The organism is Cupriavidus necator (genome assembly GCF_040578825.1).
Classification (GTDB): domain Bacteria; phylum Pseudomonadota; class Gammaproteobacteria; order Burkholderiales; family Burkholderiaceae; genus Cupriavidus; species Cupriavidus necator_E.
Map to the genome: position 1 here is coordinate 26,048 of NZ_JBEFLI010000031.1, position 16,190 is coordinate 42,237.

General features: G+C 66.1%; 13 protein-coding genes. 9 read left to right on the top strand and 4 right to left on the bottom strand.

The window, feature by feature from the left end:
* Positions 1-76 precede the first annotated feature (76 nt).
* The 3 genes from aceF to lpdA all read left to right on the top strand — a co-directional run bounded on the left by aceF (position 77) and on the right by lpdA (position 4,341).
* The gene (gene aceF, locus AB1I47_RS16825) at positions 77-1,759 is read left to right on the top strand and encodes a dihydrolipoyllysine-residue acetyltransferase (RefSeq protein ID WP_354684878.1); all 1,683 of its coding nucleotides are present in this window, start codon (positions 77-79) and stop codon (positions 1,757-1,759) included.
* Positions 1,760-1,823: 64 nt separating this feature from the next.
* Positions 1,824-2,522, top strand: coding sequence for an Ntn hydrolase family protein (locus AB1I47_RS16830; RefSeq protein WP_354684879.1), 699 nt, complete (start codon positions 1,824-1,826; stop codon positions 2,520-2,522).
* Between the two features lie 34 nt (positions 2,523-2,556).
* Entirely contained in the window at positions 2,557-4,341 is a 1,785-nt protein-coding gene (gene lpdA, locus AB1I47_RS16835) for a dihydrolipoyl dehydrogenase (RefSeq protein WP_354684880.1), read from the top strand.
* A 188-nt stretch (positions 4,342-4,529) separates the two neighbouring features.
* On the opposite strand, the gene AB1I47_RS16840 is transcribed toward lpdA, so the two are convergent.
* Complete coding sequence (locus AB1I47_RS16840; protein ID WP_354684881.1) at positions 4,530-6,632, bottom strand: hypothetical protein; 2,103 nt, start codon at positions 6,630-6,632, stop codon at positions 4,530-4,532.
* A gap of 302 nt (positions 6,633-6,934) precedes the next feature.
* On the opposite strand from AB1I47_RS16840, the gene AB1I47_RS16845 reads away from it, so the two are divergent.
* Positions 6,935-8,053 carry a helix-turn-helix transcriptional regulator gene (locus AB1I47_RS16845; protein ID WP_354684882.1) on the top strand — a complete coding sequence of 373 codons (1,119 nt, stop codon included), beginning with the start codon at positions 6,935-6,937 and terminating at the stop codon, positions 8,051-8,053.
* A gap of 273 nt (positions 8,054-8,326) precedes the next feature.
* Here the strand turns inward: AB1I47_RS16845 and phaP1 are convergent, their stop codons facing one another.
* Complete coding sequence (gene phaP1, locus AB1I47_RS16850) at positions 8,327-8,911, bottom strand: TIGR01841 family phasin PhaP1 (RefSeq protein WP_354684883.1); 585 nt, start codon at positions 8,909-8,911, stop codon at positions 8,327-8,329.
* Positions 8,912-9,272: 361 nt separating this feature from the next.
* Between phaP1 and AB1I47_RS16855 the strand changes: the two genes are divergently transcribed.
* From AB1I47_RS16855 to pbpG, 5 genes are all read left to right on the top strand, one after another.
* On the top strand, positions 9,273-10,193 hold the full coding sequence (locus AB1I47_RS16855; RefSeq protein WP_354684884.1) for a histone deacetylase family protein: 921 nt from the start codon (positions 9,273-9,275) through the stop codon (positions 10,191-10,193).
* On the top strand, positions 10,190-11,116 hold the full coding sequence (locus AB1I47_RS16860) for a DMT family transporter (RefSeq protein WP_354684885.1): 927 nt from the start codon (positions 10,190-10,192) through the stop codon (positions 11,114-11,116). The genes AB1I47_RS16855 and AB1I47_RS16860 overlap by 4 nt, the downstream gene beginning before the upstream one ends.
* 122 nt (positions 11,117-11,238) lie before the next feature.
* Entirely contained in the window at positions 11,239-11,685 is a 447-nt protein-coding gene (locus AB1I47_RS16865) for an acyl-CoA thioesterase (protein ID WP_354684886.1), read from the top strand.
* A gap of 16 nt (positions 11,686-11,701) precedes the next feature.
* Positions 11,702-12,424: a nitroreductase gene (locus tag AB1I47_RS16870; RefSeq protein WP_354684887.1), complete on the top strand. Its 723-nt coding sequence runs from the start codon at positions 11,702-11,704 to the stop codon at positions 12,422-12,424.
* Between the two features lie 273 nt (positions 12,425-12,697).
* Positions 12,698-13,912, top strand: a complete 1,215-nt coding sequence (gene pbpG / locus AB1I47_RS16875; RefSeq protein WP_354684888.1) for a D-alanyl-D-alanine endopeptidase — start codon at positions 12,698-12,700, stop codon at positions 13,910-13,912.
* Between the two features lie 69 nt (positions 13,913-13,981).
* Here the strand turns inward: pbpG and AB1I47_RS16880 are convergent, their stop codons facing one another.
* Both AB1I47_RS16880 and AB1I47_RS16885 read right to left on the bottom strand, forming a co-directional pair.
* Complete coding sequence (locus AB1I47_RS16880; RefSeq protein ID WP_354684889.1) at positions 13,982-15,394, bottom strand: FAD-binding oxidoreductase; 1,413 nt, start codon at positions 15,392-15,394, stop codon at positions 13,982-13,984.
* Between the two features lie 33 nt (positions 15,395-15,427).
* Entirely contained in the window at positions 15,428-16,177 is a 750-nt protein-coding gene (locus AB1I47_RS16885) for a FadR/GntR family transcriptional regulator (RefSeq protein ID WP_354684890.1), read from the bottom strand.
* Between the last annotated feature and the right edge of the window lie 13 nt (positions 16,178-16,190).

The window sequence follows — 16,190 nt, forward strand, 5'->3', positions numbered from 1 at the left end:
GTGACAGAAGCGGGCGGCGAAGGTAATCTCGCCGCTTGCGGATGTCGCGCGTGCCGGCCTGCCCAGGAGACACTGAATGAGTCAAGCGATTGAAATCAAGGTGCCGGATATCGGCGACTATGACGCCGTTCCCGTCATCGAAGTGCATGTGAAACCCGGCGACAGCATCAACGCGGAAGACGCGCTGGTGACGCTGGAATCGGACAAGGCCACCATGGATGTGCCCTCGCCGCAGGCCGGCGTGGTCAAGGACGTTCGCATCAAGGTGGGCGACAACGTGTCCGAAGGCTCGGTGCTGGTGATGCTGGAGGCGGCCAACGAGCCCGTCGCTGCATCTGCACCGGCACCGGCACCGGCCCCCGCTGCCGCGGCGCCGGCTCCCGCCGCCGCAGCCCCGGCACCCGCTCCCGCGCCGGCAGCAGCTCCCGCGGCTGCCCCGGCCGCAGGCGGTGGCGGCACCATCGAAGTCAAGGTGCCCGATATCGGCGACTACGACGCCGTGCCGGTGATCGAAGTCCATGTCAAGCCGGGCGACACCATCAACGCCGAAGATGCGGTGGTGACCCTGGAATCCGACAAGGCCACCATGGACGTGCCCTCGCCGCAGGGCGGCGTGGTCAAGGAAGTCAAGGTCAAGGTGGGCGACAACGTGTCCGAAGGCACGCTGCTGCTGATCCTGGAAGGCGCTGCCGGGGCGGCTGCCGCGGCACCGGCTGCTGCCGCTGCCGCACCTGCCCCTGCCGCCGCAGCGCCCGCACCGGCTGCGGCCCCCGCCGCCGCTCCGGCGCCTGCCGTAGCCCCGGCTGCCGCGCCGGCCCCGGCTGGCGTCACCGGCAAGGCCGCCCACGCCAGCCCCTCCGTGCGCAAGTTCGCGCGCGAGCTGGGCGTCGAGGTGTCGCGCGTGCCGGGCAGCGGTCCCAAGGGCCGCATCACGCAAGAAGATGTGCAGCGCTTCGTCAAGGGCGTGATGAGCGGCCAGACCGCCGCGCCGGCGCAGGCTGCCCCGGCTGGCGCCGGTGGTGGCGAGCTGGGCCTGCTGCCGTGGCCGAAGGTCGATTTCACCCGCTTTGGCGAGGTGGAAAACAAGGCCCTGTCGCGCATCAAGAAGATCTCGGGTGCCAACCTGCACCGCAACTGGGTCATGATCCCGCACGTCACCAACCATGACGAAGCGGACATCACCGACCTGGAAGCCTTCCGCGTCCAGCTCAACAAGGAAAACGAGAAGGCCGGCATCAAGGTGACGATGCTCGCATTCATGATCAAGGCCACGGTCGCGGCGCTGAAGAAGTTCCCGAACTTCAATGCCTCGCTCGACGGCGACAACCTGGTGCTGAAGAAGTACTTCAACATCGGTTTCGCTGCCGACACCCCGAACGGCCTGGTCGTGCCGGTGATCAAGGACGCCGACAAGAAGGGCGTATTCGAGATCAGCCAGGAAATGGGCGAGTTGGCCAAGCTGGCGCGCGACGGCAAGCTCAAGCCTGACCAGATGCAGGGCGGCTGCTTCTCGATCTCGTCGCTGGGCGGCATCGGCGGCACCTATTTCACGCCGATCATCAACGCGCCGGAAGTCGCGATCATGGGCGTGTGCAAGTCGTTCCAGAAGCCGGTGTGGGACGGCAAGCAGTTTGAGCCGCGCCTGACGCTGCCGCTGTCGCTGTCGTGGGACCACCGCGTCATCGACGGTGCCGAGGCGGCGCGCTTCAACACGTACTTCGCGCAACTGCTGGCGGACTTCCGCCGTATCCTGCTCTAACGCGGCGGCAGTGCACACCGGCACGGCGCCGGTGTGCGGCCAGGCTGAACGATAGGAGCGAGCCATGACTACCTGTGTTGTCGTAAGGAAGGGTTCCGAAGTGGCGATCGCGGCGGACGCGCTGGTCACCTTCGGCGATACGCGCCTGTCGCGCGCCTACGAGCGCAACCAGAAGGTCTTCCCGGTAGGCGACGGCTTTATCGCGCTGGCCGGGACCACCGCGCACTTTCCGGTCATGCGCACGCTGCTGGCGGGCCTGGGCGAGGAGTGCCGGCTGGGCTCGCGCGACGACGTGTTCCGTACCTTCCTGAAGGTGCACGAGAAGCTGAAGTCGGATTACTTCGTCAACACCAAGGAAGACGAAGACGATCCCTACGAGTCGTCGCAGATCGTCTGCCTGATCGCCAATCCGGCGGGCATCTTCGGCGTCTATTCGTACCGCGAGGTGTTTTCGTTCGACCGCTTCTGGGGCATCGGCTCGGGCCGCAACTACGCGCTGGGCGCGATGCATGCGGTGTATGACCGGCCGGACCTGGACGCGGGGGAGATCGCGCGCATCGGCGTCGATGCGGGCGTTGAGTTCGACAAGAGTTCGGCCGGACCGATCGAGGTCCATACCGTGCGGCTGCATGAGTGCGGCGCCACGGTGACTGCCGCCGAGGATGCGGAAGACATGGCGGCGGAAGACCTGGAGCCGGAAGACCAGCCGGCAGCGGACCACGAGTCAGACGACCCGGCAACCAACAACGACGGCGCGACCTGAAGCCGCAAGGCGGGCGCGCATTGAGGAGCAAAGCATGAGTGTGATCGAAGTCAAGGTGCCGGATATCGGCGATTTCGACGCGGTGGAAGTGATCGAGGTACTGGTCAAGGCCGGCGATACGGTCGAGATGGAACAGTCCCTGATCGTGCTGGAGTCCGACAAGGCGAGCATGGATGTGCCGTCGTCGGCCGCCGGCAAGGTGGTTGAGGTCAAGGTCAAGGTGGGCGACAAGGTTGGCCAGGGCGCGGTGATCTGCACCGTCGAAGCCCAGCAGGCCGCTGCGGCCCCCGCACCCGCGCAAGCGCCGGCTCCCGCAGCAGCGCCTGCCCCAGCCGCTGCCGCCCCGGCCCCCGCACCCGCGGCAGCCACGCACAGCGGCGGCGCCGACATCCAGTGCGAGATGCTGGTGCTGGGCGCCGGCCCCGGCGGCTACTCGGCCGCGTTCCGCGCCGCCGACCTGGGCATGAATACCGTGCTGGTGGAGCGCTACAGCACGCTTGGCGGCGTCTGCCTGAACGTGGGCTGCATCCCGTCCAAGGCGCTGCTGCACAACGCCGCGGTGATCGACGAAGCCAAGGCGCTGGCCGCCCACGGCATCCTGTTCGGCGAAGCCAAGATCGACCTGGACGGCCTGCGCCACTACAAGAACCAGGTGGTCGGCAAGCTGACCGGCGGCCTGGCCGGCATGGCCAAGGCACGCAAGGTGCAGGTGGTGCGCGGCATCGGCAACTTCCTCGACCCGCATCACATGGAGGTCGAGCTGACCGAAGGCGAGGGCAAGCGCAGCACCGGCAAGAAGACCGTGATCCGCTTCGAGAAGGCCATTATCGCCGCCGGCAGCCAGGCGGTGAAACTGCCCTTCATCCCGGAAGATCCGCGCATCGTCGACTCGACCGGCGCGCTGGAACTGCCTGAAGTCCCCAACAAGATGCTGGTCATCGGCGGCGGCATTATCGGCCTGGAAATGGCCACGGTGTACAGCACGCTGGGTGCCGAGATCGATGTCGTGGAAATGCTCGACGGCCTGATGACCGGCGCCGACCGCGACCTGGTCAAGGTCTGGGAAAAGAAGAACAAGGACCGCTTTGGCAAGGTCATGCTGAAGACCAAGACGGTTGGCGTGGAAGCGAAGCCGGACGGCATTTACGTCAGGTTCGAAGGCGAGCAGGCCCCGGCCGAGCCCGTGCGCTATGACCTGGTGCTGGTGTCGGTGGGCCGCGCGCCTAACGGCAAGCGCATCAGCGCCGAGAAGGCCGGCGTGGCCGTGAGCGAGCGTGGCTTTATCAACGTCGACAAGCAGATGCGCACCAACGTGCCGCATATCTTCGCGATCGGCGATATCGTTGGCCAGCCGATGCTGGCACACAAGGCCGTGCATGAAGCCCACGTTGCCGCCGAAGCGGCGCACGGCGAGAAGGCCTACTTCGATGCCAAGCAGATCCCGTCGGTGGCGTTCACCGATCCGGAAGTGGCCTGGGCCGGCCTGACCGAGGACGAGTGCAAGGCGCAGGGCATCAAGTACAGCAAGGGCGTGTTCCCGTGGGCCGCTTCGGGCCGCGCCATCGCCAACGGCCGCGACGAAGGCTTTACCAAGCTGATCTTCGACGAGGAAACCCATCGCGTGATCGGCGGCGGGATCGTCGGCACGCATGCGGGCGACCTGATCAGCGAAGTGTGCCTGGCGATCGAGATGGGCGCGGACGCGGTGGATATCGGCAAGACCATCCACCCGCACCCGACGCTGGGCGAGTCGATCGGCATGGCGGCGGAAATCTACGAAGGCGTTTGTACCGACGTGCCACCGCCGCGCAAGCGCTGAGCGTAGTTCGGTGCCATCACAGAACCCGCCCAACGGCGGGTTCCTTTTTGCCGGATTTTGCAATTAACCGCCAAGGCTTCCTTCCACACACGACTTAATGAGCTTGCAGCGAGTGGGGGTCCCAATAAAAAACGCCCCGTGGCGAAGCATCGTGCTTTTGCCACGGGGCGAATCGCAGTCGATTCGATTCAGTGGTTGTATTCGACGCTGGTATTGAACGACAGGTCGAAGGCGTCCGACCAGGTCACATTGACGAATGACGAGTCGGTTGCCCCGGTCGCGGCGGCGACGGAGGGGAAGGCCGTGCCCTGGTCGCCCGGCACATCCAGAGTGAGCGTCGTGCCCGGTGCAGCCGGCCTGGCCCGCGCCGACCCGTTGACGAAGACTTGTGGCGCGGCGCCGATGGTCGAGCGGATCTGCACGCTGCTCCGCTTGACGAACGGCACGCCGGCTGCGGACGTCCAGCTTACCGGGAACGTCGGGCCGCCCGTGAACGCGGCACCGGAGCCCGGCGTCAGCAGGTTGCGCACGGTCTGGCTGACCTCCTGCCACGCATACTGGCGCAGCGATTCCGGCGCCAGCGGCGGCGTGCGCAGCCTGACCTGGTATGTGCGCGCAGGCGTTGCGGTATTGCCGCCTTGATAAATGTCGAAGGTGTACACGCTGAACGGCGTGATGGCCGCGAGTTCCGAGGCGCTCAGCTGCGGATTGGACCAGGCCGCGTTGCCGACCGGCCAGGTGAGCTGTGCCGACGTATCCTGCGCCGCCCCGGCGAGCCGGTAGTTGTTGCGGCAGGCGTTCTGGCGGCTAAGCGCCGCGGCCTGGGCCGGGGTCTGCGAGGCGGTCAGTTGCGCGCGAATGTTCAGCGTATCGCAAACCCCGCCCGCGCCGACCGGCTGCAGGAAGATGCCATTGCGCAATCCCGGTCCCTTCACGATAGCGAAGTCGACCGGCACGCCGTTGCGGTCGACCGTTCCGACCTGCAGGCTCAACGAACTGACAAAAGCGTTGGCACCCGCGGTTGCCTTCGTCGGGTTCAGCCAGTCCCATTTCTGGACCAGGCCCACCACCCGGGTCAGCACCTGGCGCTGGTTGCCGACCATGCGCCAGCCGGTATCGTCGCTGGTTCGGGCGCCTGGCTGCAGGGCCACCTGGACGATCGCCTGCGTGCCGTCACGGATGCCGTCGGTGCGGGTCCATGACAACTTGATCCAGAGCTTGTCCGTCGCCTGGACGCGGATGACCTCGGGCAGGCTGAAGGTGGCGCCGTTCATCGCATCATCGGCAAAGATGCCCGGCGCGCTGGCGCCCTGCGGCATGGCGAACTCCTGCTCGGCGTCAGCACCATTGTTCAGGTAGCTCGGCGGCACGCCTGGCTGCAGGGCGCCGGCGTCAACATCATCGACGAAGATGCGGCTGCATGCGGGCACGTTGCCATCCACGCGCGCCGTAGCCGTCGAGCTGCCGCCGAAGCACTGGTTGAAGGCAGCCTGCAGGCCGGCCAGGTCGCTGGCGGCCGGAAGGTCAGACACAGGGATGCCGCCGATGGTGGCGACGCTTGGCAGGCTGGCCGCGTCGCTGGCGCTCGGCGCTACGCCCGGTGCGAGCTGGAGCAGGGCAGGCGTATCGCTGGACGCTCCGGCCACCGACGAGAGCTGCACGCCGCCGTTCGGCAGCACGTTGACCTTCACCTGGTCGAGCAGCCGGTCGAGCCCCGGGGCGCCGGCCGTCAGCGGGCCTGAAATCAGGTCGACGCCGGCGTTGCCGGTGGCGCTCAGGAGGTCGGCCAGCGCATCCGAGTAAGCCTTGACCGTGGTGCTGATCGCAGTCGGCGTGACCTTGGACTGCAGCAGGCCGGAGTCCGTCAGCAGTCTGGTCGGGTTGTCACCGACGATGGTCGCCGCAATGGCGTTGGTCAGCGGCGTGATGTTGATGGTCTGCGTCCCCGCGGTCGCGCTCAGGCTGATCAGCGTGGCCTGCGAGTCCGCGACATTGCCGGTGGCCACTAGCACGAACGGCGCCGCCAGCCCGGTCACGTCGCACTGAAAGGAGCCGGTGGTGGCGTCCGCCGGGCAATCGACCGATTTGCCGCTGGCATCGCTCAGGGTCACGGTGGCGCCTTGCATCGCCGCGCCGGTAGCCGCCACGCCGCTGACCGTTTGTTTGGTGGGTGTCGTCGTGACCGGTGGCGGGCTGGTGGTGCCGGTGGTGTCGCCGCCGGACGAATCGCCGCCGCCGCAGGCCGACAAGGCCAGCACGGCAATGCCGAGTGCAATGGGTGTGAGCTTCATGATTTCCCCGGTTGTTCAGGTAATGAACTGCAAGCCAGTGGCAGATATCTTCTGGAGGGCAATCTGCCTGAGTGGCCAGGGGGAATTGGATGGAGTCCGGATTCGCCTGGCTCGCCGGGATTCTCCGTAAGGCCAGCGAGGGTCCGCATCATTCATCCGGATGAAACAAGTAAATACCCCCAATCCGAGGGGCATGAATCGGCCACCAGCTTGTGCAAGCTACCGGTAATCAAGAAAAGAAAAGACGGCGGCACCCGGCTCGTCAAGCGGCTGCTGAACTGACGGACAGGGGAGCGGGGGAAATGCAAAAGGACCATCTGATCGGGGACTTGTATGAGGCCGCGCTGCGTGAGGACGGCTTCCTGGAGGTATTCCAGAACGTCGCCGAGACCCTGGGCGCCAATGTATTCCACATGTTCAGCTGGGATGCCATGCGCAACGCGCCGCATCTTTCCATCTACACGCCCGACCGGGACTGGGACACGGTAGTCCGGCGCTACGACCAGTATTACGGCGCCCTGGATCCGCGGCGCAGTTTTGTCGAGAAAGCAGGCATCGGTAATTTTGTCTGCTGCCAGGATTACCTGACCGACGAGGACGTTGCGCGCAGCGAGTTTTTCCAGGATTACCAGATTCCTTCAGGCTTGCGTTACCTGATGGGTGTACGCCTGGCGCGCGCGGGCAGCGACGACATTCTGCTCGGCTTGCTGAGGGCCAATGACCGGCCGCCGTACACACAGAACGAGCGCGCCGCCGCGGCCGGCATGGCCGGCCATCTGCAGCGTGCCATCAACCTGTGGCGGGACGCCCGCATCCTGCATCGCGATGCCGCGCTTGGCAATGAGCTGATGGCGCAGCTGGGGCTGGCCGTATTCGCGCTCGACCGGCGGATGCGGGTCGTATTTGCCAACCAGGCCGCGGAGGCCATGTTGCGCGCCACGATGTGCCTGAGGCTCGAGCATGGCCGGCTGGCGGCGGGCAGCGCCGTGGAAAATGAAGCCATGCAAGCTGCCATGGCGCGTGCGGAAAAGACGCGCAAAGGGGAGAGCCTGGCACTGCGGACAGCAGCGGGGCTGCCGCCCGAGATCTTCCTCTGTATTGCAAGCCTGCCGGCAGGGGCCACGCGCACGGCATTTGGCGATGCCACGTTGCTGGTGACTGCCAGGCGGCGCGGCACGGCCCCGCTGGTTGCCGCCAAGGCATTGCAGCAGGCCTTCAGGTTGTCGGCCGCCGAGGCGGCGGTGGCCGAAGCGCTGATTTGCGGCAAGACTCCCGACGAGTACGCTGCCGGTGCCGGGGTATCCCTTGCCACCGTGCGTACGCAGTTGCGGGCGATCTTCGAGAAGACCTGCACGCGATCGCAGGCCGAAGCCGTGGGCGCGATGCTGTGGGTCCTGTCACAGCCAGGGGGTGACCGCTAGCGCTTGCCGATATTTGCGCCGAAGGCAAAAAAATACCCGACCTCAAGAGGTCGGGCTTAACGATACCTTTGGACAAGGAGACCGCGGTACCGAGGAGACATCGGCAGACAAGGCAGCGCCGGTCACTCGGGCGGGACGCTACCTTCATCGTTGGCAAAACACACCGCGTGTGGATCCATGCAATGCCAGCTTTCGATCCCCGATGCGCTTTGCCAACGGACCGGCCGGAGCCGGTCCATCGGATGATGCTGACTGCTACTGCCGCTACTGCGATCAGGCAGCCGTGGCCGGCTTCTTGGCAGCCGCCGTACGCGCCGCGGTGGCGCTGGCTTGCTGGGCAGCCTTGGTCGCAGCCGTCGCCGCAGCCTGGAAGTTGGTTTCAGCGATTTCGACCGCTTGCTTGGTCGCCTTCTGCACCGACTCGTAGGCGTTGTTGGCGGCGGAGATCGCCGACTTCACGATGGCCACGGTCGATTCCGAACCGGCCGGGGCGTTCTTGGCGAAGTTTTCGACCAGAGCCTGGACGTTCTTCGAGCCTTCGGCCAGCTGGGCCTCGGCCACCTTGGCGAATTCGCTCTGGGTTTCCGAAGCGATTTCGTACAGGTGACGGGTGTAGGCCAGGGTCTTTTCGGCGACCGGCTGCACGGCTGCGGCCTGGATGGCCAGCAGTTCCTGTGCGTCCTTGGCCGACAGGGCCTTCTTGGCGTTGTCCACGTTTTCAGCGAACGTGGTCTTGACGACCTGCAGGTTCAGCTCGACAAGCTTCTCGACGCCTTCAAACGCCTTGGTAGTCAGGCCGAACAGCGTTTCGAGGTTGGCTTTTTGCGCTGCTGCGACTTGTTCCGGGGTGAGGATCATTGCTGGTCTCCAGTGGTGAACTTCAAGGTCAAGCAAAATTAAGCCGCCTAGATGTCAGGGCCGTGACGGTGTTAAACCCGCTTCGGCCAGCCCAGGCGTATGGGTAGGTCAGGGCGCACCCCGTATTTTGGTGCGCCGCAACAATTGCCATTCTAGAGATGCTTTTTTCAATGTCAAGTGAATTTTGTGCAATGCACAATGAAGTCTTGCTTAGAGTACTGGCAAGTGCTGAGAGCGCCATCCTGGCCGCCCTCAGGCGATGGCGGGGCGAGGGTGCTACCATCGCGGATTGCCTCGCCCGCCCGGCGTGGCCGCCGCCGCGATACCGACAAGACGTGAACAGAACCGCCCAGGCCACTCCATGCTAGCTTATTACGCCGACCATTTTGTGCTGCCGCTGCCGCCGGGGCACCGCTTTCCGATGCGCAAGTACAGCATGCTACGCGACGCGGTGGCGGCGGGGGTACCCTCCCTGCGGCTGGCCGAAGCTCCGCGCGCCGGCGACGATGCGCTGCTGCTGGCACATACGCCGGAGTATGTCGCGGCGGCCTCCGCCGGCACACTCGACGCGGCCCGCCAGCGCGAGATCGGTTTCCCGTGGTCCGAGGCCATGGTCGAGCGCTCGCGGCGCTCGGCCGGCGCCACCATCGCGGCGTGCCGGACGGCGATGCGCGAAGGCGTCGCCGTGAACCTGGCCGGGGGCACGCATCATGCCTATGCCGACAAGGGTGGCGGTTTCTGCGTGTTCAACGATGCCGCCATCGCCGCGCGCGTACTGCAACGCGATGGCGACCTGCGCCGCGTGGCGGTGATCGACCTCGACGTGCACCAGGGCAACGGCACCGCGTCGATCCTGCAGGGCGATCCGTCGGTGTTCACGCTGTCGCTGCATGGAGAGAAGAACTACCCGTTCCGCAAGGAGGCCAGCGACCTCGACGTCGGCCTGCCCGACGGCTGCGACGACGCCACTTATGCGCAAGCGCTGCGGGACGCGCTCGATGCGCTGTTCAGCCGCTTCGATCCCGACCTGCTGATCTACCTGGCCGGCGCCGATCCGCACGAAGGCGACCGCCTCGGGCGGCTCAGGCTGACCATGGCGGGGCTGGCGCAGCGCGACCGGCTGGTATTCGACGCCGCGCTGGCGCGCAGGCTGCCGGTCGCGGTGGCGATGGCAGGCGGCTACGGCAACCGGATCGAAGACACCGTTGCGGTGCACGTGCAGACCGTCGGCCTGGCCGCGCAGTATCACGCCCGCCACGCCGAGCTGGCGGTGGTGTCATGAGCGGCGTGGCGGAGCAGCGGCGCGTCGCCGCAACCAGCACCGGGGCCGCGCTGTGGCTGGCGGCGATGCCGTGGCTGTTCGTGCTGATCTGGAGCACCGGCTTTATCGTCGCCAAATACGGCATGCCGTATGCCGAGCCGATGACCTTCCTGTTCCTGCGCTTTGCCGGCGTGGTGGTGCTGATGGTGCCGTTCGTGCTGCTGGCGCACGTGCCGCTGCCACAGGTGGCAGGCAGCAAGCAGACCGACTGGCGCGTGGTCGGCCATATCGCCGTGGCGGGGCTGCTGCTGCAGGCGGGCTACCTTGGCGGGGTATGGGCCGCGATCAAGCTGGGCATGTCGGCGGGGGTATCGGCACTGATCGTCGGCATGCAGCCGATCCTGACCGCGCTGATCGCCTCGCGCCTCGGTGAGCGCATCGGCTTGCGCCAATGGCTGGGCCTGCTGCTGGGCATCGCCGGCGTGGCGCTGGTGGTGGTCAACAAGATCGGCACCAGCGGGCTGACGCCGGCAAGCCTGGCGCTGGCCGGCGCGGCCTTGCTCAGCATCACGGTGGGCACGGTCTACCAGAAGCGCTTCTGCCCGGTGTTCGACCTGCGCATGGGTTCCGTGATCCAGTTCGCCGCGGCGGCGCTGGCGTGCCTGCCGTTCATGTTCCTGTTCGAGACCCGTGAAGTGCAGTGGACCGCCGAGATGCTGGGCGCGCTGGCCTGGTCGGTGGTGGCGCTGTCGATCGGCGCGATCTCGCTGCTGTTCGTGCTGATCCGGCGAGGCGCAGCCACCAAGGTATCGAGCCTGATGTACCTGACCCCGCCCACCACTGCGGTGATGGCCTGGCTGCTGTTCGGCGAGCGCATCCCGCCGCTGGCAGCGGCCGGCATGTTGCTGGCGGCGCTTGGCGTGGCACTTGTCATCCGCCGCTAGTCCGGGCGCGTTCGTGTCGCTGACGCCGAGGTTTCGGCGGCGCTTTCGGCGCTTTCCCATCGACGCTTCCCGGTTGGCGTTTTCCCTAACCGTCCGACCCCGTCCTGTTCCGTTCCCGTCCCATGAAACCGCAAGCCGAGCCGCGTAGTGCCTATCCGTACTTCCAGCCGATCACCACGCGTTGGATGGACAACGATGTCTATGGCCACGTCAACAACGTTGTCTACTACAGTTATTTTGACACCGTGGTGAATACCTACCTGATCCGGCAGGGCGTGCTCGACTTCACGTCGGGCGACACGATCGGGCTGGTGATCGAGACGCAGTGCAACTACTTCTCGTCGCTCAGCTTCCCGGAGACCGTTGTAGCAGGCCTGCGCGTGGCCCGGCTGGGCACTTCCAGCGTGCGCTATGAAGTCGGGCTGTTCAGCGGCGACAACGAGCTTGCCGCCGCGCAAGGGCATTTCATCCACGTCTATGTCGATCGCGCCACGCGCCGGCCGGTACCGCTGCCGGGCGCGCTGCGCGAGGCGCTGCTGCCGCTGGCGGTAGCCGGCGCGCAGGGGTAAGACGGGGCAACAGGAGATGAACAAGATGTCCCTCGGGATGCAACTGGGTTCGCAGGACGCTGTCGACTGCGTGGATCGCGCGATCCTCACGCGGCGTTCGGTGCGGGCGTTTCTCGATACCCCCGTGCCGCGCGAGACCGTGGAAGACATCCTGGCCGTGGCCAGCCGCGCGCCGTCGGGCACCAATACCCAGCCGTGGCGCGTCTATGTGCTGTCGGGCGAAGCCAAGGCCAAGCTGTGCGCCGATGTGCTGGCCGCCTATGAAGACCCCGAGCGCGACAGCAAGTACATGGAAGAGTATCCGTACTACCCGCGCGAATGGGTCAACCCTTACCTGGCCAGGCGGCGCAAGGTGGGCTGGGACCTGTACGGCCTGCTGGAGATCAGCCGTGAGGACAAGGCGCGCATGCATGAGCAGCATGCGCGCAACTTCCGTTTCTTCGATGCGCCGGTGGGGATGATCTTCACCATCGACCGCATCATGGAGCAGGGCAGCTGGCTGGACTATGGCATGTTCCTGCAAAGCATCATGGTCGCGGCCAGGGCGCGCGGGCTCGATACCTGCCCCCAGGCGGCGTTCACGCAGTTCCACAAGATCATTTCCAGCCACCTGCGGCTGCCATCCGAAGAGATGGTGGTATGCGGCATGTCGCTGGGTTTTGCGGATCCGGAAGCGCTGGAAAACCGGCTGACTACCGAACGGGAACCGGTCAGCAGCTTTGCGCGTTTCCTCTCATAGTGAGATTTGTATCAATGTGTAACGATTGCTGCCGATATACCAGACGAATTCCTGTATCGGCGGGATCGTTGCCTTGGGGATGGCAGGGTCAGTTGGAGGTGGATGCTGAGGCAGTCCGGTTTCGAACAGCGTTGTACGTGATGAAGCGTCAACTTATTCCACATCGTGGAAATGTTTGTAAATCGAACTTTAAGGAGCGTCTGTAAGTCTTTAATCTTGCTAACAATTTCTTAATTTCCTACACTAGCGCCATTCTTATGCGCTGAACGAATCATGTTCCGGTCTGATTCCATTTTTTCCAGATTCTTCGGCTCCACGCCCCTGTCCGCCGTCGCCGCCGCGGTCCTGGTGTCGGTGTCGATGGTCGCGGCGCCCGTGGCCGAAGCGGCCACCAAGTCCGCAACTACCCAAAAAACCTCTAAAAAATCGGCTAACGTCGAGAAAAAGAGTGCTTCCAAGACGGCATCCGCCAAGTCGCGCAACAGCAAGGTAGCCAAACGCGAGGCGACTTCCTCGCGCAAGGTCATCGTGCTGAAGAAGGGCAAGCGCCAGGTCGTGGTGGCCCAGCGCGCCGCACCGGTGCGTGCCGCCTTTACGCCGCCGGCCAAGCCCTCGCTGGGTGAAGCCATGGGCCTGCGCGATACCAACGACGCGCTGGCGCTGCGTTCCAGTGTGGCGCTGGTGATGGACCAGACCTCCAACGAGGTGCTGTTCCAGAAGAACGCCAGTGCGGTGCTGCCGATCGCCTCGATCACCAAGCTGATGACGGCGCTGGTGGTGATGGATGCACGCCTGCCGATGGACGAGGTGCTGACCATCACCGAGGAAGACCGCGACAACGAGAAGCACAGCAGCTCGCGCCTGCGTTTCGGCACGCAGCTGACGCGCCAGGAACTGCTGCTGCTGGCGCTGATGTCGTCCGAGAACCGCGCCGCGTCGGCGCTGGGCCGCCACTATCCGGGCGGCCTGCCGGCCTTTGTCCAGGCGATGAACCGCAAGGCGCGCGAGCTGGGCATGAACGACAGCCACTTTGTCGATTCCAGCGGCCTGTCGAGCAGCAATGTGTCGAGCGCGATGGACCTGGTGCGCATGGTGAACGCCGCGTATCGCAACCCGACCATCCGCGAGTTCTCGACCCAGACCGAGCATGAAGTCAACGTGCAGGGCCGCACCCAGCACTACGTCAGCACCAATCGCCTGGTGCGCGGCGGCAACTGGGAAATCGGCCTGCAGAAGACCGGCTTTATCTCCGAGGCCGGCCAGTGCCTGGTGATGCAGGCCAAGGTACACGGCCGCAACGTGGTGATGGTGTTCCTGGATTCGGCCGGCAAGCTGTCGCGCTTTGCCGATGCCAACCGCGTCAAGGACTGGCTGGAGCACTCGCCGTCGTCGCCGCAGCCGCATGGCTTCCCTTCGTCCCCTAATCTGACGCAGCGCCCGGGCGGGGCGCACGCGATCCTGGCTTCGCAGCAAGCGCGCGGCATCTGATTTCGCATCGCCTGACCGGAAAAAACGCGCCGTGCTGCGGCGCGTTTTTCTTTGGGGGCCTGCGCGCTGTCAGAGCAGCTTGCCGGGGTTCATGATCCCGGCCGGGTCGAACACGGCCTTGATCTCGCGCATCAGCCGCAGCTCCAGCGGATCCTTGACTTCGAGGAAGGCGTGGCGCTTGAGCTGGCCGATGCCATGCTCGGCGCTGATGCTGCCGCCGTAGCGCATCACTTCATCCAGCACCGCATCGGTCACCGCATCGCCTTGCCTGGCCGCCCAGTCCTTGTCGGCCCCGGCCGGCCGCGACAGGTTGTAGTGCAGGTTGCCGTCGCCGAAGTGGCCGAAGATAAAGGGCCGGATGGCGGGATCGAGCTGGCGCAGCCGGGCCTCCATCGAGTCCATGAAGGTCGGGATCTGCTCGATCGGCAATGACACGTCGTGCTTCAGGTGGGGGCCGTCGGCGCGTTGCGCTTCGGAGATCTCCTCGCGCAGCTTCCACAGCGCCTGCAGCTGCGCAAGCGAGGCCGACACTGCCGCATCGAGGCACAGCTCGCGCTCCAGCGCGTCGCCGATCACGCGTTCGAGCAGCGCGTTGAGCGCGTCCTCGTCGGTGGTATCGGCCAGCTCCACCAGCACGTACGCCGGGTAGCGCTGCGCGAACGGCTCCTGCACGCCTTCCGCATGCGTGAGCACCAGGTCCAGGCAGTCGCCGGTAAAAAACTCGAACGCCTGCAGCCGTGCGCCGCACTGCTCGAACAGCAGCTCGTACAGTTGCAGCGACTGCGCCGGCGAGGCCACCGCCGCCAGCACCACGCTGCGCGTATCGGTGCGCGGGAACAGCCGCAGCGCGGCCGCGGTGATCACGCCCAGCGTGCCTTCCGAGCCGATCAGCAACTGCTTCAGGTCATAGCCGGTATTGTCCTTGCGCAGCGTGCGCAGCCCATGGAACACCTCGCCGTTGGGCAGCACCGCTTCCACGCCGAGCACCAGCTCGCGCGCCATGCCATAACGCACCACGTTGACGCCGCCGGCATTGGTCGCCAGGTTGCCGCCGATCTGGCAGGAGTCCTCCGCGGCCAGCGACAGCGGCAGCAGCCGGTTGGCCTTTTGCGCGGCGCGGCGCAGGTTGCCAAGGATGCAGCCGGCCTCGGCCACCATGGTGTTGGCGATGGTGTCGAGCGAGCGCACCGCGTTCATGCGCTCCAGGCTCAGCACCACATTCTGCGGCTGCGCATCGGGCGTGGCGCCGCCGCACAGGCCGGTATTGCCGCCGCGCGGCACCACCGGCACCGCTGCCTGCTGGCACAGCGCCAGCGCACGCGCGACCTCGTCCACGGTGCGCGGCCGCACCACGGCCTGGGCCTGGCCGCGGTAGATGCCGCGCCAGTCGGACAGCCATGGGGCGATGTCGTCGGGGTGGGTCAGGACGGTGTCGGTGCCGAGGGCTTCGGTAAGGCGTTGCGCGAATTGGCCGGTTTGCATGATGGCGGTGTCGTCCGTGTCGTCGGTGTCGTCTTAAGGGAGGGAAGGGCGGGCGCCCCCCGCGGCCGCCGGCGTTTCAGCGGCGCGCGTGCGCAAGGTCAGGCCAAGCCGCCGTGCGGCGCATTGCAGGTGCGTGACTGCCGCCGCGCGCGCTGCCGCGGCGTCGCCGCGCCGGATGGCATCGACGATCGCTTCATGCTCGGCATGCACGCTTTCGGCCAGCCCGGCCTGGCGCAGCGTATTGGCGCGCGCGGTGGCAACGGCCTGGTGCAGTTGCAGGTTCAGGTACTGCAACAGCTGGCGGTAATACGGGTTGTGCGTGGCGGCGGCAATGCCGATATGGAAGGCGGCGTCGATATCGGCGGCCGGCTGCGCATCGTAAAGATGGGCGCGCAGGCGCTGCAGCAGCGTGCTCAGCGTCTCGATGTCCTCATCGGTGCGGCGTACTGCGGCCAGCGCGGCGGCGGCGCCTTCGAGATCGATGCGCAGGTCGTAGAGGTCGGCCAGGCCGGCCGCATCGATATCCGGCTCGCGCGGCAACTGGAAGCCCGCCGCGCCGGTGCGCGAGCGCACCGTGCAGCCGACACCCTGGCGCGTCTCAACAAAGCCCTGCGAACGCAGGTGCTCGGTGACCTCGCGGATCACCGCGGCGCTGACGCCATATTGCTCGGCCAGCTGCCGGCCGGTGGGCAGGCGAGTGCCCACCGGATAGGCGCCGCTCTCGATGTCGGCGCGTAGCTGGCGGGTGACCTGTTCGGTCAGGGTGACGGCACGGGTTCGCATGGCGCCGATTATA